The 18860-nt window shown below is 35.5% G+C and carries 9 protein-coding genes; 1 reads left to right on the top strand and 8 read right to left on the bottom strand.

Annotation, left to right across the window (positions count from 1 at the left end; all coding sequences use genetic code 11):
• Positions 1 to 88: 88 nt before the first annotated feature.
• The 5 genes from IWX83_RS07595 to IWX83_RS07575 all read right to left on the bottom strand — a co-directional run bounded on the left by IWX83_RS07595 (position 89) and on the right by IWX83_RS07575 (position 9340).
• On the bottom strand, positions 89 to 571 hold the full coding sequence (locus IWX83_RS07595; protein WP_073354696.1) for a 3'-5' exonuclease: 483 nt from the start codon (positions 569 to 571) through the stop codon (positions 89 to 91).
• Between the two features lie 252 nt (positions 572 to 823).
• Positions 824 to 2185 (bottom strand): pyridoxal-phosphate dependent enzyme, encoded by a 1362-nt coding sequence (locus IWX83_RS07590; RefSeq protein WP_196828817.1) that lies wholly within the window; start codon positions 2183 to 2185, stop codon positions 824 to 826.
• A 254-nt stretch (positions 2186 to 2439) separates the two neighbouring features.
• A complete protein-coding gene (locus tag IWX83_RS07585) occupies positions 2440 to 4365 on the bottom strand; it encodes a putative porin (RefSeq protein ID WP_196828815.1) in 1926 nt (641 codons plus the stop codon).
• Between the two features lie 372 nt (positions 4366 to 4737).
• Positions 4738 to 6282, bottom strand: a complete 1545-nt coding sequence (locus tag IWX83_RS07580; RefSeq protein ID WP_196828813.1) for a RagB/SusD family nutrient uptake outer membrane protein — start codon at positions 6280 to 6282, stop codon at positions 4738 to 4740.
• A 13-nt stretch (positions 6283 to 6295) separates the two neighbouring features.
• The gene (locus IWX83_RS07575; protein ID WP_196828811.1) at positions 6296 to 9340 is read right to left on the bottom strand and encodes a SusC/RagA family TonB-linked outer membrane protein; all 3045 of its coding nucleotides are present in this window, start codon (positions 9338 to 9340) and stop codon (positions 6296 to 6298) included.
• Positions 9341 to 10084: 744 nt separating this feature from the next.
• Between IWX83_RS07575 and IWX83_RS07570 the strand changes: the two genes are divergently transcribed.
• On the top strand, positions 10085 to 10825 hold the full coding sequence (locus IWX83_RS07570) for a tyrosine-protein phosphatase (RefSeq protein WP_196828809.1): 741 nt from the start codon (positions 10085 to 10087) through the stop codon (positions 10823 to 10825).
• Positions 10826 to 11820: 995 nt separating this feature from the next.
• Here IWX83_RS07570 and IWX83_RS07565 read toward each other — a convergent pair.
• The 3 genes from IWX83_RS07565 to IWX83_RS07555 all read right to left on the bottom strand — a co-directional run bounded on the left by IWX83_RS07565 (position 11821) and on the right by IWX83_RS07555 (position 17178).
• A complete protein-coding gene (locus IWX83_RS07565) occupies positions 11821 to 14181 on the bottom strand; it encodes a polysaccharide biosynthesis tyrosine autokinase (protein ID WP_196828807.1) in 2361 nt (786 codons plus the stop codon).
• Between the two features lie 9 nt (positions 14182 to 14190).
• A complete protein-coding gene (locus IWX83_RS07560; protein ID WP_196828805.1) occupies positions 14191 to 14964 on the bottom strand; it encodes a polysaccharide biosynthesis/export family protein in 774 nt (257 codons plus the stop codon).
• A gap of 315 nt (positions 14965 to 15279) precedes the next feature.
• Positions 15280 to 17178: a nucleoside-diphosphate sugar epimerase/dehydratase gene (locus IWX83_RS07555; protein WP_084129477.1), complete on the bottom strand. Its 1899-nt coding sequence runs from the start codon at positions 17176 to 17178 to the stop codon at positions 15280 to 15282.
• Between the last annotated feature and the right edge of the window lie 1682 nt (positions 17179 to 18860).

Below are 18860 nucleotides of genomic sequence, written 5' to 3'. Positions count from 1 at the left end.
TCACATTTCATCATTAAAGGATAACTAAGATAGTAAATTATACAAGAAGTCTTACTTTAAAAAACATTCAATTGAAATCTAAATAAGTTTATCGCAGCAGATACAATTTGGCGCAAGCCCTAGCATCTGACAAAGCTTCGTGATGATTCAAAACGATGTTCATTTCGCGGCAACAATCACTCAATTTGGTTGGTTTTAATCCTTTGCTTTTATAGATTTTTACGGTACATTCCCATCGGGCTGCGAGATTTAGATCAGCATAATCCAAACCATAGAGCAGCATTGATTTCGCTAAAACATTACGGTCAAAACTTTCATTGTGCGCCACTACCACTCTGTTTTGTAGCCGCTTTTTAATTTCCGGGTAAACCTGTATAAATGATTTTGCATGAAGTGTATCGCGCGGATAAATTCCATGAACTTGTATTGTAAAGGGAGAATACAGGTTATTTGGTGGTTTGATCAAGGTTACAAACTCATCCACAATTATTCCGTTTTCTACAGTAACAATTCCCACGGAACATGGATGATAAGCGGTGGCAGTCTCAAAATCTATAGCGGTGAATGTCATTTTCGGGGTTTTAGGTTTTGGGTTATCGGTTATCGGTTATGAGTTATGAGTTATCTGTTATCGGTTATGCGTTATCGGTTATCTGTTATGAGTTATCTGGTATGAGTTATCTGGTATGCGTTATCTGGTATCGGTTTTGGGCTATGATTTAAATATTGGTTTCATTATAATTTAAAAAAAAGCCACAAATTAGAAGAACTAACACAAAATCAATTTGTGCTGATTGGTCTAATTTATGGCAAAAAAAAAATCTTATTTTATCGAACCAATAATATCGTATTTGGTAATAATATGGTGATTACCGTTTTGTAATTCTACTAAAACCGCTTCATTTTCTTTGGTAAACAATTTGGAAACCTCTTCTATTGGGGTTCCTTGTTTTACAATTGGAAAAGGTTTTCCCATAATTTCTTTAATGGGTTTATCGGCCACATCTTTATCCGCAACATAACTTTGAAACAAATCACTTTCGTCCACAGAGCCAACAAATCCATTGATATCGATGACCGGAATTTGTGAAATTTTATATTTACGCATGCGCTCAATTGCATGTGAGACTAATTCTTCGGTACGCACAACAATTAATGGTTTATCAATGTGATCCTTGATGACATCTTCTGCTTTTGTAATTTCCTCTTCTAGAAAACCACGTTCACGCATCCAATCGTCATTGAACATTTTACCTACATAACGACTTCCTGAATCATGGAAAAGAACCACAACTACATCCTCTGGTTTGAAATGTTCTTTGAGCTGCAACAATCCTTTTACCGCTGCGCCTGCTGAATTACCTACAAAAATCCCTTCTTCCAAAGCAATTTTACGTGTGTATACCGCGGCATCTTTGTCCGTTACTTTTGTAAACCCATCTATTAAAGAGAAATCCACATTTTTGGGAAGAATATCTTCTCCAATTCCTTCGGTTATATAGGAATAGATTTCGTTTTCGTCAAAAATCCCAGTTTCATGGTATTTTTTAAAGACAGAACCATACGTATCAATTCCCCATATTTTAATATTCGGATTGCGTTCTTTTAGGTATTTTGCTACTCCAGAAATCGTACCACCAGTTCCTACACCTACAACAAAGTGTGTAATTTTACCTTCTGTTTGCTCCCAGATCTCCGGACCTGTCTGCTCGTAATGTGCTATTGCATTGGATGGATTGTCGTATTGATTCACATACCACGAATTAGGCGTCTCTTCAGCCAGTCTTTTCGAAACTGAATAATAAGATCTTGGGTCAGTAGGTTCCACATCCGTAGGGCACACTACTACTTTTGCTCCTACGGCACGAAGAATGTCCATTTTCTCTTTAGACTGTTTGTCTGATATCACACAAATCAGCTTGTATCCCTTGATGATGGCCACTAAAGCCAATCCCATCCCTGTATTTCCTGAAGTTCCTTCAATGATGGTTCCGCCAGGTTTTAATCTTCCATCAGCTTCCGCATCGGCAATCATTTTTACAGCCATTCTGTCTTTGACAGAATTCCCTGGATTGAATGTTTCCACTTTTGCAAGTACCAGAGCATCCACTTCAGCGGTTACTCTATTTAGTTTAACTAATGGTGTGTTGCCTATTGTACCTAATATATTTTCTGCGTAACGCATTGTATCGTAAATTTAAGATTGTAATTTGTTGTAAATAATGGTGCAAAGATAGTATTTTGTTACAAAATAATCTTCGTTGTGGAATTTAGGAACAAAAATTCCTTCACTACCTCTTTTAGTTAACCCTAATGAAATGAATTTCATTTAGAGCATCGTCCTTTACTTGCTTGCTTTAGCTCCTGAAACCACAATGGTGACTCATCCTAAAAAATTCTGAGAAAGAATATTCTAGAACGTATTCCTATACTGATTTTTTAATTAAAGAAGTTCCAAATCAACCCAAATCGAATGGTAAAATCTCTGGATGGATTGTTAGGTGAAGCATAAAAATTATTCCCGGTGAGCGCCGAATTAAAATGTTCCGCTTTAAAATAGATTCTTGTTCTTTGGATTTTTGCGTTTATAAAAAAGTCAAGATTGGGATGGTTGCCAATTTGTTTGTCTTTTTGAACAAAAAACTCTCCTATCACAGGATTGTATTCATTCGCATAATAATTAGAAAAATAATTTAAAGAAATACCTGTTTGCAGAAACAAGGCTTTTTTAAATATAAAATCCGAAAAGTAAAATGTATTGCGCGTCACAATTGCCGGAACATTTAATATAGCGTCCTGCTGTTCTGTTTTTTGATAGAGAATGGTATTATCCAAAGCAAAGTTCCCGAATTTTAATTCTCTACTGATTTTAACCGACAAATAATTGATCGTCCCAGCGTATTGTGCAGGAGCTACGATTTGCGTTTTTGCGGCTTTCTGTTGGGCACTCGACGCATCTGTAAAATACAAATGATCATTCAAAACTGAAAATTGCAGTTCTGCATTTATCCACGGCGAAATTGCATTGGCTTTTATGGTATTAATTTTTTCATTCTTAAACTCATTGGACCAATTGTACTGTACGTAACTACTTTGATGCAAATTATAATTATTATTGGGTAATTTGTTTATATTCTGATATTGAAAAACCAACTGAATTTCGTCATTTACGTTGTATTGCAACTTCGCATCCAAATTAGACAGCGACTGTGCCGTTACCGATCGGGAATATAAAAATTTACCTTTCCACTTATCGCGTCGGTATTCATATTGTCCACCAGCGCTGTTGATTTGCTGACTGAATGCACTAGGAATCGTGTTTTGATTATCAAACACCAAAATCCGATTGTAGTAATAATTAGACCTGAAATCATCAACAAAAAATTGAAAATTTCCCAAAGTAGTGTTCTCATAAATCAACCCTACTCTATTGTACATTTTATTATAACGCGTTTGATCATTAATACCACTATCTAGGAAGGAATCACCAAAACGATTCACCTGCTCTGAACCCACCGTAGAAAGCAATGTGGCTTGATTATATTCGAAAAACTTATTTTCGTAATTAAATTGATGCGTCACATAAAGATTATTTGCTCCTTTATTTGGGTTGACTCTAAAATTATGATCTAAAAAAATGCGCTTGCCTTTTAAAAATGATTTAGCATCATTAAAATACACTTCAAATCGCTGTCGGTTATTGTAGTTTGGGTCTTCACTCTCAAAATTCTCGATGGTAGTAATTCCGCCGTTTTCTTCATTGAGAATGTCTTGAAAGGTATAATGCGCTTTGGCAAAATAACGTTTGTTCTTTGTATTGTAATTAGTCGTAAATCTAAAATTTCCAGTACTAGACAATTGATTGAGATACTCCCCTTCAGATCGCAATCCTTTATAAGCTATTGAAAAATTTAAATTTTCAGAAGTATTTAGGGTAATAAAAGCATCAACAGATTGTCCTTTTTTGATTGTAGTTTTAAAATACAATTCGGTTACGGGAGTCGCCACAGAATAATACCTAATTTGGTTGGCTTCTAAAAAATTAAAATGTTTGGCTTTAAAGCCAAATTCAGGATACGGAGAAAAATCCGTTAAGCTGTATTGCAACGTATTATAGGTTTGACCGTCATTAGCAAACGGCAACAATCCAAAAATATCCTTTCGTAAATAATTATGACTGTACTCTTTTTGAATCGTCAGTGACGTATCAATATAGGTCGTATCATTTTCGATTGTAATCACCTGATACAAATCGATGGTGGCAATTTTACCTGCTGTTGTATCTTTAATTCGCTTTTGCTGACCTAAATCTTGAGCAATACATACGTTTGTTACTAATAAAAATAATAATACCGCTTTTTTCATAAATAAAGAATACAGGAATTAATTTTGGAGCAGAAAATAGAATTACGTTAGACTGCAGGTATTAATTTGGATTTCATACCAACATAAAAGTACAAAAAAGCAAAGGTAGTTAAATAACTAAATAAAAATTTAAACTTAACAATAATCCAACTCATTATTTAAATATGCGGGAAAAGCAACTTATGAAGTATTGCTGCTATATACATCCCATACTAAGTTTTCCAACTTTCAATTTTGATACGATTACACATTAAGCTAACAGCTTTAAATTTGGACTTAAAGCAAAAAAAGTTGCAAGAAATAAATCTTGCAACCTTTTAAAAATAGTCTGATTAAATAATCAGGATTGCCTGTTAGGGCATCAACTAAAAATTAGTAACCAGAATTTTGTTGAATTAAAGCATTACCATTCACTTCAACTTGCGGAATAGGTAATGCAAATTTGAAACTACTCAATGGCAAGTTAGATGGATTACCCGCTGGAAAACTCCAAGCATTTGATGCGTACTCAGCAGCATCTCTATCTAAACCAGCACCTGCTAGAGTACCGATACGCTTTAAATCAATAAATCTAAAACCTTCAAATGCCAATTCTTTTCTTCTTTCGTCTAAGATTCCTTTCCAAGCTGCTTGAGGATTAGCAAATACTGGAAGAACTTGAGCTGTTGGGAAACGAGCATCTAAAATTGCCTTCAAATTCGTACCAACACCAACTAAATCACTTGCTGCAGCTCTCGCCTCTGCTCTAATAAAGTACATTTCTGACAGTCTAGAAACCATAAAATCTGGATTGAAACCATTTGCTGCAGTAACAGCAGATTGACCACCATGTTTTTGCAAAACAATAATATCAGAGTTTCTAACATCCGTTGCAGTAGCATAGTTTGGATCAATTAAAGATGGACTAGTACCAGTCAAATGTACAATAGTATTTAGTCTAAAGTCATTTGGATTAGAAGCAAGTTTGTTATACAAAGCTCTACTTACTTCATAAAATGGAGAACCATTTCTTCTATTAGCAACTGACACCCAACCGTTATTTAGGTTGGTAGTTTGAACATTTTGTTGAACCGTTCTTCTAAATCTAAAAATAACTTCTGTATTAGCACTTTCACTATGCGTGTGAAAAACAGCATTGTACTGTGCTTGCGTATTTGCTAAAGTAATTCCAGATGTATTAATTACGGTATTTGCAAAAATTTCAGCATTAGGATAATCTCCTTTAAGTGCGTAAGCACGAGCCTTGAGCGCTTGAGCCAAAACTTTAGAAGGATAATACGTCTTGTTAGTATACGCTGTAGCTGTATTAGCATTAAAGATAGCAATTGCAGCATCTAAATCAGCATGAATTAAGGTATAAAATTGAGCATTTGTAGACCTTAGTGGTTTATCGGTAGTAAGTATAATTCTGTCCGCTAAAACACCAGCTAACGCAGCATCATCCTTAGGGTTAGGAGAAAAATAAGACATGATCTTCAGGTGCGCTAATGCTCTTAAAACTAAAGCTTCCGCTTTAGACCTATTAATAAGCTGTTGATCAGCAGGACTAGTAGCAACCACTTGATCTGCAAAAGTAAGAACACGATTAACTCTTGCTAAACCGAAGTATTGAGATTGCCAAATTAATCGAGCAGATTCATTATCAACATTCATTAAAAAAACATAATCTTCAGTAATTCCCTGACCACCATTATTAAATCCAGGCGCAGCTTCATCCGTAAAAACAGAACTAAAAACATATTCCGCTCTATTAGTCATTAAATTCATTGATGAATTTACCAAATTGACTAAATCACTACTCTTAGTTATTGCCACTTCTTCGGTAAGAGAACCAGGCGTGAAAGGCTCTAACAAATCATTTGTACACGAAACAAAAAGTGCCAATGATACTATTAATATTCCAAATATTTTCTTCATAATTTCTCTTTAATTAAAATTTAACATCTACACCGAAAGTGTACAATCTTGGTGTTGGATACTGATAAACATCTGCAGTTCTACTACTTTCAACATCAAAACCTTTCCATTTAGAGAAAGTCAATAAGTTTTCTCCTTGTAGAGAGAATGACACAGCAGTCATAAAAGTACCCTTTAAGAATTTTTGAGGAACATTGTATCCCACTTGAACGTTTCTCATACGAATATAAGATGCATCTCTAAGAAAACGATCAGAATTATCACTCAAACCAAGATTGCTTGCATTTAATCTTGGAACATCAGTAATTGTATTTGTTGGAGTCCAAGCATTTAACATCTCATCTGAAACAGTAAATTGACCAATATTACCTACTGAATACAAGTTACTTAAATCAAAATCAAATCGAGACACATCATACGCAAAAGTGAATAACGTGGAAGCATAAAATCCTTTGATACTGAAATCAAAACCAAAACCACCTTGATACTTTGGTAAATTATTTACACCTGCTCTTCTTTTATCAGCTTGAACCGGAGCTTCTGTTGGATTTCCTGCTGCATTTTCAAATAATAAGTTTCCGTTTACTGGATTTACTCCTAAATATTTATACACAAAAGGTTCGTTAATACCACCACCATTCTCACTAACATAAAGACCAGCACCTGAAAAAATTCGTCCAGCACCTTGAACATCGGATACAATATTTGTGTTAAGTGAACCGTTAGCTTTAACTGTTAAAGATATTTCTTTCTCTTGATTTCTAATGATATCATAAGACAAGTTTAACTCTAAACCTTTGTTAGTAACAGTTACATCAGTATTTTGAGTTAAAGTTGCTGCACCCGCAGTTGAAGATATCGGATTTTCTAAAAACAATTTAGTTGTTGCTCTATTGTAATAATCAGCTGCTCCTCTAAGTCTACCTTTAAACATTTCGAAATCTAAACCAGCATTCCATTGTGTAGTTATTTCCCATTGTAAGTCAGGATAACCAAAAGAAATGTTATAACCGGTACCACCATTATAAGCGTTATTCGCAATACCATATATGTCAGTAAAACGAGGGGGATTAATACCTTGAAAAACATCTCCTGTTACAACTCTTTGATTCCCTACTGTACCGTAAGATCCTCTTAATTTTAATACATCTATAAAAGACACATCATCCATAAATGCTTCTTCATCAATATTCCATCTACCTCCTACAGAATAGAAAGTACCCCATTGTTTTTGGTCAACAAATCTTGAAGAGCCATCTGTTCTAACAGATCCAACAATACCATATTTACCCTTAAAGTCATAATCAAATGAACCAAAATAAGAAATTAAATCATTTCTAAGGTTACGCGCTAAAATTCCCGGTACATAAAAATCATTAGTACCAGTATCAGCAGCATATCCAGCTCCTGTATTAGGAACGAAAACACCTTCAATTAAACCTCTTTGTCTGATGTTATTAGTGTACCAACGAGAATGATTGTACTCCATGTTCGCATTCACATTGAAAGTATGATCTCCTAACGTTTTACCATAATTGATTTGCCATAAATTGTTAAAATACCACTCTCTTCTTGAGTTTATATCCTCAAAACCGGTAAAAGTTTGTCCAACAGCTTGAAACAACAATGCATTGAAAGAGTTTGGAAACTCTGATTGAAAAAATCTAGTGTCTAATAATTGACCATTTAATCTACTGCGTACGGTTAAATCTTTTGTGATGTCATACGAGAAATCTGTAGCAACATCAATACGAACTTCATCCGTTTGGTTTTTGTATTGTTGTAGTTTATCTACCAACATAATAGGAGTAGCCAATAAACCCGGAGTATTATTGTAATAATCCAATGCTGAACGAGGGCCAGTATAAATACTTGGAGAAACATACGGAGCTGATAAAAAAGCACCTAAAACATAATTTCTATTAATAGCACCGTCACCTAAAGAAGTCGCTTCATTGTTTTTACTGAAACCAAATGCAGTATTAACTTGATATTTAAACTTTTCATTTGTAGATCTACCATTAATGTTATTTCTTAATGTAAATCTTTTTAAACCAGTTGTAGCTAAAATACCTTGTTGCTCGAAATAACCCAAAGAGGTGTAAGAACTAACATTTTGACTACTGTTTTCTACAGCTATGGTATGTGAAGTTGTATTTGATTGAGTAAAGAAATAATCAACCCAGTCCGTATTGATATCATACGCTGCAATTTGTGCATCAGTTAACGTTGCTCCCAAACCAGAACCAAAATTTTTCTCAATCTGCAATAACTGTTTAGAGTTAGCATAACTGTATTTTGGTTTTTGCAATTCTCCAACACCATACTGAGAGCTTGCTCTGAATGTAGTTTTTGCCTCACCAAATTTAGCTCTTTTTGTTTTAATAACAATAACACCATTTGACCCTCTGTTACCATACTCAGCAATTGCTGCAGCATCTTTTAGCACAGATGTAGACTCAATGTCATTAGGGTTAATAGAACGGAAGTTGTCACTATTAGAAGGAAAACCATCAATCACATATAATGGATCTGAGTTTCCTGTAATAGTTCCTACCCCTCTAATAACAACTGTTGATTTAGCACCTGGCTGACCTGTAGTAGCAGTAATATTAACCCCCGCTAATTGACCTTGAAGTGTATTAATCGCATTTGCATTAGGTCTGTTTTCAATTGTTTTACTAGAAACAGTCGCATCTGATACAACAGCTGACTTTTTAGTTACCGTTCTATACCCTTGAACAACTACCTCAGCTAACATCTTAGCATCATCTTGCATCGATACGTTGATGGTACTTGCAGCACCTACTGTTTTTGACGATTGGCTCATCCCTACGAAAGAGAAAACCAAAACGTCTCCCGTTTTCGCTTTTATTGAATAAGCACCATCGAAATTGGTTTGTACTCCTACTTTAGTACCTTTAATTAAAACATTTACACCAGGAACTGGACCAGAAGCATCAGAAACGACACCGGTAATAGTTCTCTCTTGTGCAAATGCAAATTGCATTGACAAGGCCAACAGCAATGAAAAAATCCATTTGAATTTTGATCTCATATTAAATTTGTTTTGAATTAGTTATTTCACAAAAATCATAATAATTTCTTAAAGAAACAAATATATACTAGAATTAACACAATTTATTTTTTTACAACTTAACCGATCAAAAAAAACATTTACATGCATCGTATTAATAGTTAAACCACATTATTCGCAGATATTTACCTTTAAGTATGTTTTTATGCTAAATTAACATAATGTTAAGCTGCTGTCTTTTTAACTCAAAATTTAGAAGAAACACGCATAAAGCTGCACTATAACAGGAATGACGGTTCGCGAAAAAGAACATAAAATTTGCGGCAAACAGAATTTTTAGTCGCCGAGAGAGCGACAAAGTGCATTCTCTTTTTTATACCACAAACCCCCTAAAACAGGGCGAGAAAAAATCATTTTTCCCATAAAACAATACCATCCTACTAGTGATTTGACTACCCTTACCCTACCCTTTCCAAAGACTGACCCGTTTGCGTTTAAGCCCGTAAAATGAACTACTTACCTAAACAAAGGCTTTTCCACGTTTAAAACCCATAAATTGGCAGAAAAAACATAAAATAGCAAATTTCTTATAAAAAATTACATACTAAAAAGATTTTTTTTACGTTTTAAAAGAAAATTTATGCTCCAAAACATCACAAATTGGCTCCTTACACTCTAGAATACAGACCAATTAAAACCCAATTTTCTTTAGGAATACTGCATATCTAGACCTAAAAACTGTTTCCTTTTTTCTACCTTTGCAGCATGTTTTCACTTTTCAAATCAAAACCCGTACTGAAGGACCTAATCCCAGACGATCATATCGACATTCACTCTCATTTGCTGCCTGGCATAGACGATGGAGCAAAAAACTTTGAAGATACGCTTCGCCTTACGACTGCGCTTCAGGGTTTTGGTGTTTCGCAATTGATAACCACTCCTCATATCATCCAGCATGTTTGGGACAATACTCATGAACAAATACTAACCAATAAAGTAGCGACAGTTCTTGAATTACAGCACCACCATATTTACATTCCCTTTAAAGCTGCCGCCGAGTATTTGATGGACGATCAGTTTGTACGGCTGTTTCAATCCAAGGATTTACTGACCTTGAAAGATAATTATGTACTGGTCGAAATGTCGTATATCAACGCCCCTATTCAATTATACGACATCCTTTTTGACTTGCAAGTGGCAGGCTACATTCCAGTATTAGCCCATCCAGAGCGCTACCTATTTTACCATAATAACTTTAATGAATACGTCAAATTAAAAAGAGCCGGTTGCTTGTTTCAACTGAATCTGCTGTCCATCGTAGGCTATTATGGTGCTGGGATAACCAAAATAGCGGAACAGTTGCTTCAAAAAGGCCTTTACTCCTATGTAGGATCCGATGTGCATCACAACAATCACATTGCAGCCTTTGACCAAAAAGTACTAATCAAAGACATCATGCCATTACAAGAAGCCATGGCTAACAATCAATTTTTTAAATTTGGCTAACACGAATAGTTGCCGCACCTTACTTATTATTTATTTTCAATCTTGGGTGATTATTTTCTTCTAAAACAGGAATCAAACTTTTTATTAATTCTTAACTGGTTTAAAATTTTTCTCGATATACTATTTTTCAACATATAAGTCATATAAGTTTAATGCTTAATACCGCTTCATTTCCTCGTAGAACAGGAACTAAACTTTTTCTTAATTCCTTATTGGTTTAAAACTTTTCTCGTTTGCTATTTTTCAACATATAAGTCATATAAGTTTTTAAAAATTGTGCTACTTAAGTTCGCTGTAAAATAAGAACTAAACTTTTTGATAATTGCTTACTGGTTTAAAATTTTTCTCGATATACTATTTTTCAACATATAAGTCATATAAGTTTAATGCTTAATACCGCTTCATTTCCCCGTAAAACAGGAACTAAACTTTTTGTTAATTCCTTAATGGTTTGAAAACTTTTCTTGGAATACAATTTCTAAACCAATAAGTTATATAAGTTTTAAAAAATTGGGCTACTTAAGGTCGCTGTAAAATAAGAACTAACCTTTTTCTTATTTTCTTACTATTTTGAAACCTATAAGTGATATAACTTTTTAGTATTTAGTAGAAACTGCAGCAAAACATTTTTTTACTACCAATTTCAATGTTTCACAAGATGAAAGAAAAAGTGAATTAGATTAACTGAATCAATCCCTGAGAATCCTTTGAATCGGTGGCTACAAAAAAAGTAAGTGATCAAAGCGAACTGTACTATTAATTCACAACACAAACAAGCTTACTTTTTGACAAATTATTAAACGTGATCTTTTAAAAGTGGCTGACTGAACACCGAATACGGTATCCCACTTTAGCAGGAATCATTTATTTTATTTATTTGAAATACTGCTATAGCTCAAATCAAACTATAGAAGACAAAACACTTTAAATAAAAAAAAGGTTTACAAAGAAATTAATTCTTTATAAACCTTTTTAAAAGTGGTGCGGTAGAAAAATTACATTTTAAATATTTTTTTATACCAAGGTGCTTTTTCAACCTTGACACCATAGCCATAACCATATCCATACCCTTTTGTTGAATCGGTATCATTAAGTAGCAAACACATATTAGGCAACTTTTGCTCTTTGTATAAGGTGTTGGCAATATTCAGCATTCTCTTCTCTAAGAAATTGGCACGAGCCACATAAATAAAACAATCTGCATGCTTTGCAATTAATATTGTATCTGTAACTAGACTTACTGGAGCTGTATCTACAATGATGTAATCGTATTGATTTTTTAGCGTTTCAAAAAGGGTGTCTACTTTCTTGTTCATCAATAACTCCGCAGGATTAGGCGGAATTACACCAGCAGGCAGTACATGGAAATCTTCAAACCCCTCGTATTTTACAATAAGATCTTCCAATAGTACATTGTTAGAAGACAAATAATTAGTAAGACCACGATCCGGCAAAGTCAAATACTCATCTAATCTAGGATTCCTGATGTCCATTCCAATCAACAAAACCTTTTTCCCTGAAAGTGCAAAAGTAGCAGCCAGATTAGCAGAGACAAAAGTTTTCCCCTCTTTAGGAAAAGTGGAGGTTAAAAAAATAGTTTTAGCCTGACCGTCTGGAACCTTGCTGAGCATAAACTCTAGATTGGTTCGAATAATTCGCAAAGCCTCGGCTGAACTTGTTCTGCTTTCTGATTTGATAATTTCTGATGGACTATCAGAAGTCGGCACATCTCCTATAAAAGGAATTAATGTTTTTCCTTCTAAATCCAAGCGGCTCTTTATTTTAGTGTCTAACAAATCCATTACGTAAATCACTCCAAATGGAACTAAAATACCCAACAGTAGTGCACCTAAATAAATAATATTTTTTTTGGGAGAAACAGGAACATCCGAACCTTTAGCAGAATCGACTACTCTGGCACTAGACTCTGTTGCTGCTAAAGAAATAGCTGTTTCCTCTCTTTTTTGCAACAAATACAAGTACAGCTCTTCTTTTACTTTTTGTTGTCTGGCTATCACCCTAAACTGCCGTTCCTGAACCGGAATTTTACTTATTTTTTGATTCAAAAGTCCTTCCTGATTGTTGAGATCTCTTTTTTGAATCCTTAGATTGGATTGCATGCGACTCAAACTTGATGCAACATTTGACTTTATGGACGCCAATTGCTCATTCAGTTTAATCACAGTAGGATTAACATCGGTAGCCGATTTCAAGATTCTGTTCCGGTCTAAAACCAACTGATTGTAAGATCCTATTAATTCAGTAGCTTCCCCGCTTACAATATTTGTAGGCAATAAATCAGACGGCTTGCTTTTTTTTATAAAATCGACCATCGACGAAATAACATTCAATTGTATATCAGTCTCTATGCCTTTTTTATCGTATTCATTAGACCCCGTAATAAAAAGTCCTGCCTCTGTTTCGATGTCTGTTACCTGATTCGCATTTTTAAAATTCTGAACATTTTGCTCTACACCGTCCAATTCGTCGGTGATCAAGGCCAATCTATTAGCTATAAACTTAGAGGTGTTTTCAGAAATAAAATTTTTATCAGCGGCAGCATCCTCATTGTAATTTTGAACTAAATTATCCAAAAAATCTTCCGCTTTTTGCCGTACAGGATCTACGAGAGAAAGCTCGACAATACTACTTGTTTTGCTTAATGGAGCTACATTCAAACGGGCTCTGTAACTCGCGGCTACATTTTCAAGCGGACTAATTACAATATTGATTGGCTTTACATCTTCATTATAAGGCCTTGGGTTAACAAGCGATTTATTTAGCACTAACGTACCATATTTCGTCTTCACCGGTTCTCCATAGCGAAAAACTTTTTTATTTCCTTCCAACACATTCCCTTGACCCAACAGGTCTTCAAACTGAAAAGTAGATTCCGACAGCGCCAAAAATTGATAAGACCGGCTTGTACTGTAAAAATCAGGCTTTTGTTCTAAATAATTGATTAAAATTGGAGCATTTTTGTACAAATTAGTATTGATTACTTTACCCTCCACTACAAAGGCGATATTCAAATTCATTTTGCGAACGGTACTCTCCACCAAAGTTCTGGATTTCAAGATTTCCACTTCATTATCAAGGTTGCTTTTTCCACCACCAATTCCCATATCAGCAAAAGCAGATAATTCTGAGGACAGTCCACCCTTCTTTTCATCTTTTACTAAAATAGTCGTCGCCGCGCGGTACTGTGGAACGTTATATCGCAAATAGAGGTAGGCGCCAAACAAACTGACAAAAACCCCTAATACAAACCATCTCCAATGGGATGCGTACTGATCTACAACAGCCCTTATTTGAAAATCCTGTTCTGAATTTTCATTTAACATATTATTTTCCATGAAAGCGTTTTATTTTGAAGAAGTAATTATTAATGTGGTTAAAGCAATCAAGATGGACATGACTGAGAATATCAAACCAGTACTCGGACCCACTGCTGATCCGTTTATTTTGTTTTGGTTGGGCTCCACATAGACCACATCATTTTGCGCCAAGTAATAAAAGGGCGTATTCATAAAACCCGCTTTGGTGATGTCTACTCTATTATAGGATTTCACACCGTCAATTTCTCGAATGATTAAAATATTGTTTCTTTTTCCATACACCGTTAAATCTTTAGCCATACTCAAAGCTTCAATTAATGTAATTCGCTCCGAAGCAATAGGATAAGATCCTGGAGCATTAACCTCTCCCTGAACAGACACTTTAAAATTTGTAATGCGAAGACTAATTATCGGTTTTTTGATGTATCGTGAAATTTTAGCATCTAATATCTCAAGTACATTGGTTCTGGACAAACCACTCACTTTCAGCTTTCCCAAAGTAGGAAAATCAATAAATCCATAAGCATCTACTAAATAAACAGAACCAGCAGTAGCACCAGCAACCGTTTCGCTAGAAACATTCAAACTAAAAGATTTTGCAATTTCAGGATCCTCGGCATAAACCGAAATCTGCAGCAAATCATCCGGCTGTATTTTAATTTCATACGAATTTAATTTTTCTTGTCCTGCCACAGCATCAATATCCTGGTAATAAATCATATCTTTTTTAGATGCACAAGAGCCCAACAACACTAAAAACAAAAATGGGATTGATTTTTTTAATAAGAAAAAGTATTTCATAGAGTAAATTTTAAAAGGGCGCAAATATAGGGATTATTATTATATTATTTTTAGACATTCAGCAGTACCATTTACTAGGACTTCGTTTTTATTGTCAAGTGGCATTGAAGTCAGCCTACAATGAAACTAAAACTACTTAAAACAAGAGATCACAAAATACTTTTACTTTTAATTCTTCAAACAAAACGAAATGCGATTACTTGCAAAAAATAATTATACTAACACTCAAGTGTTTCATTAAAGATAGAAATCAAACAAAAATTAAAAAAATAATGAGTTCTATCTTTTCCCTGCGTCTGCAACAGGGTTGTCCAATTATTTATCTAAAAGTTCATACGTCGAATTCATACTTTTAAACTCCGGCACAATCTTTTTCATTTGAGCCACTATAGCGTCGTTTGCAAACAAATTAGAAAGATTAATCAATTCATTGATATCTGTATGCAGGGCTTCAAACTCTTCTTGAAGTTCTTGTGCAATCATGATTTTAGCATGGTGCGTTGGGATGGACTTGGATGTATCATTGAGCAGTTCTTCATAAAGTTTTTCTCCCGGACGCAATCCTACAATCTCAATCTTAATGTCTCGCTCTGGAATAAATCCTGCTAACTTAATCATCTTTCGCGCCAAGTCAATAATTTTGACTGGTTTCCCCATGTCAAAAATGTATATTTCACCTCCATTTCCCATTGCTCCGGCTTCCAGCACTAATTGGCAGGCCTCTGGAATGGTCATAAAATAACGAATGATGTCTTTATGGGTAATCGTTAGTGGTCCGCCTTCGGCAATTTGTTTGGTAAACAAAGGAACCACCGAGCCATTGGAGCCTAATACGTTCCCAAAACGAGTGGTAATGAATTTAGTGGCGCCCGTTCCTTTCTCTTTTTGATCTCTGAGCTGCAACGACTGTACATATTTTTCGGCAATTCTTTTACTGGCTCCCATGACATTGCTGGGATTTACTGCTTTGTCTGTAGAGACCATGACGAATTTTTTCACGTTGTACAAGCAAGCTAAATCAGCAAGATTTTTGGTTCCCTTTATATTGGTAAAAATGGCTTGACATGGATTTTCTTCCATTAACGGCACGTGCTTGTACGCCGCAGCATGAAAGACTACTTGGGGATGGTATGTTTTAAAGACCATATCCATCGCCTCCACATTTCTAATATCGGCGATGACGGTTCTTATTTTTGCCGTAGTGCTAATGCTTTCTGTTTCTAATTGCAAATGATGGAGCGGTGTCTCTGCCTGATCCAGCATAATAATTTTTTTTGGATTAAAAACCAAAACTTGACGAACGATTTCACTTCCTATGGAACCAGCTGCACCAGTAATCAAAATTACCTTATCCTTCAATTGTTTAGAAATCGCTTTACTGTCCAGCACAATTGGTTTGCGTTCAAGAAGATCTTCAATTTGAATGGTCTTCACTTTCTGGGAAATCTCTTTTTGATTCTCCCAATCCGAAATTAAAGGCACTGTAAAAACTTTGAAATTGTATTCCAAGCATTGATCCACAATAACAATTTGCTCCTCTCGTGACAATCCTTTGTCCGCAATAATGACACTTCCCGCACCAACGGAACGCATTAATGCAGGCAACTTTTTCTTTTGCACTAAAATAGGCAAATCCAACATTCTCTTGGAAGCGTTTTGATTGTTCTTGTCTACGAACCCAACAATTTTAAAACGTGTAGGAGTTTCGAACTTTAAAGCGTTAGCAACTGATATCGCATTGGCATCCGTACCATAGATTACCGTACGAATTAATTTAGCATTACTTTTTTCGGAGAAGTACAGTTCAAAAGTTTGTTTCACTACTACACGATACAAAAACAAAGCACAAAAAGAAAGCACGATATTGATAAAAAGTGCGGTGTTGAGGAAGGGCTTTTCTTTAAAAAAAATCTGACTGATAAAATTAAATAGAAGAAACAAAACCAAAACCGACAGTTGCGAGAAGAGCAATTTCACTGCATCAATATTGGAGGAATGGCGGATGATACCAGAATAGGTCCTGAATAACCAAAAGAAAAACAAATTGAGCCCAAAAAAAGAACTAATGAATGTAATATTATGAGATGTTGCAATATAATTCATGCCGATTCCTCTAAATATCATGTAAGTAGAGAAAAAACAAAACATTAAAATCAGCATATCAATGCTGACGATAATCCACCGGGGTAAATAGCCTAAATTATGCAAGTTCATTCTACGATTTAACGCTGTCGTAAGTTCAGAAATGAACTGGGATACTTTTTTATTGATAGGAATACTCAATTTAATTGGTCTTATTTTAAGTGATGTTTTTTTGATTGAAAAATGCAAATCAAATATAGGAAATAAAATAGTTGCTGCTACGCAAGTGCCTTTTTTTATATCTAAACGAATAAAATACTTGTAGCGTATATTTTAAAACTTCTTTTACGAAATATATTACGTTTTAGCGGCGTGTATTGGGAACGCGTCAGTTCGAGTGGCCCGCTTTTTATCGGGATGTATCGAGAGCCCGTCAGTTCGAGTGGACAGCTTTTTAGCGGGATGTATCGAGAGCTCGTCAGTTCGAGTGGACCGCTTTTTAGCGGGGTGTATCGAGAACGCGTCAGTTCGAGTGGACCGCTTTTTAGCGGGGTGTATCGAGAACCGTTGCAAACACAAAGCTTCTCGATACTTTTTTGGCTAATGGCGATTTGTTTTTAATTCTAAACTTTCATAGCCAAAAACACTCGAAGTGACGTTAAGCATTAGAATAGTTAAATTTATATCGAGAGCTCGTCAGTTCGAGTGGACCGCTTTTTAGCGGGATGTATCGAGAACCGTTGCAAAAACAAACTTCTCGATACTTTTTTGGCTGATGGCGATTTGTTTTTAATTCTAAACTTTCTAGCCAAAAACACTCGAAGTGACGTTCTGGGAAGCGAGAATGTCTAAAAAACGAGAACGCGTCAGTTCGAGTGGACCGCTTTTTAGCGGGGTGTATCGAGAACGCGTCAGTTCGAGTGGCCCGCTTTTTAGCGGGATGTATCGAGAACCGTTGCAAACACAAAGCTTCTCGATACTTTTTTGGCTGATGGCGATTTGTTTTTAATTCTAAACTTTCATAGCCAAAAACACTCGAAGTGACGTTCTGGGGAGCGAGAATGTCAAAAAAACGAGATCGCGTCAGTTCGAGTGGACCGCTTTTTAGCGGGGTGTATCGAGAGCGCGTCAGTTCGAGTGGCCCGCTTTTTAGCGGGGTGTATCGAGAACCGTTGCAAACACAAACTTCTCTATACTTTTTTGGCTAATGGCGATTTGTTTTTAATTCTAAACTTTCATAGCCAAAAACACTCGAAGAGACGTTCTGGTGAGCGAGAATGTCTAAAAAACGAGAACGCGTCAGTTCGAGTGGCCCGCTTTTTAGCGGGGTGTATCGAGAACCGTTGCAAACACAAAACTTCTCGATACTTTTTTGGCTGATGGCGATTTGTTTTTTAAATCTAAACCTTCTAGCCAAAAACACTCGAAGAGACGTTAAGGATTAGAATAGTTAAATTTATATCGAGAGCTCGTCAGTTCGAGTGGCCCGCTTTTTAGCGGGATGTATCGAGAACCGTTACAAACACAAAGCTTCTCGATACTTTTTTGGCTAATGGCGATTTGTTTTTAAATCTAAACTTTCATAGCCAAAAACACTCGAAGTGACGTTCTGGGAAGCGAGAATGTCTAAAAAACGAGAACGCGTCAGTTCGAGTGGACCGCTTTTTAGCGGGGTGTATCGAGAACGCGTCAGTTCGAGTGGCCCGCTTTTTAGCGGGATGTATCGAGAACCGTTGCAAACACAAAGCTTCTCGATACTTTTTTGGCTGATGGCGATTTGTTTTTAATTCTAAACTTTCATAGCCAAAAACACT

It is taken from the genome of Flavobacterium sp. CG_9.1 (genome assembly GCF_015751645.1).
GTDB lineage: Bacteria > Bacteroidota > Bacteroidia > Flavobacteriales > Flavobacteriaceae > Flavobacterium > Flavobacterium xanthum.
The sequence above is the reverse complement of the archived record's forward strand: the minus strand, read 5'-3'. Positions and strand labels throughout refer to the sequence as shown.

Excerpts from the sequence above, each read along its gene's own strand:
- IWX83_RS07580 (WP_196828813.1), bottom strand. The coding sequence starts at position 6,282 with ATGAAGAAAATATTTGGAATATTAATAGTATCATTGGCACTTTTTGTT.
- IWX83_RS07570 (WP_196828809.1), top strand. The coding sequence starts at position 10,085 with ATGTTTTCACTTTTCAAATCAAAACCCGTACTGAAGGACCTAATCCCA.
- IWX83_RS07555 (WP_084129477.1), bottom strand. The coding sequence starts at position 17,178 with ATGAACTTGCATAATTTAGGCTATTTACCCCGGTGGATTATCGTCAGC.
- IWX83_RS07595 (WP_073354696.1), bottom strand. The coding sequence starts at position 571 with ATGACATTCACCGCTATAGATTTTGAGACTGCCACCGCTTATCATCCA.
- IWX83_RS07560 (WP_196828805.1), bottom strand. The coding sequence starts at position 14,964 with ATGAAATACTTTTTCTTATTAAAAAAATCAATCCCATTTTTGTTTTTA.
- IWX83_RS07565 (WP_196828807.1), bottom strand. The coding sequence starts at position 14,181 with ATGGAAAATAATATGTTAAATGAAAATTCAGAACAGGATTTTCAAATA.
- IWX83_RS07575 (WP_196828811.1), bottom strand. The coding sequence starts at position 9,340 with ATGAGATCAAAATTCAAATGGATTTTTTCATTGCTGTTGGCCTTGTCA.
- IWX83_RS07585 (WP_196828815.1), bottom strand. The coding sequence starts at position 4,365 with ATGAAAAAAGCGGTATTATTATTTTTATTAGTAACAAACGTATGTATT.
- IWX83_RS07590 (WP_196828817.1), bottom strand. The coding sequence starts at position 2,185 with ATGCGTTACGCAGAAAATATATTAGGTACAATAGGCAACACACCATTA.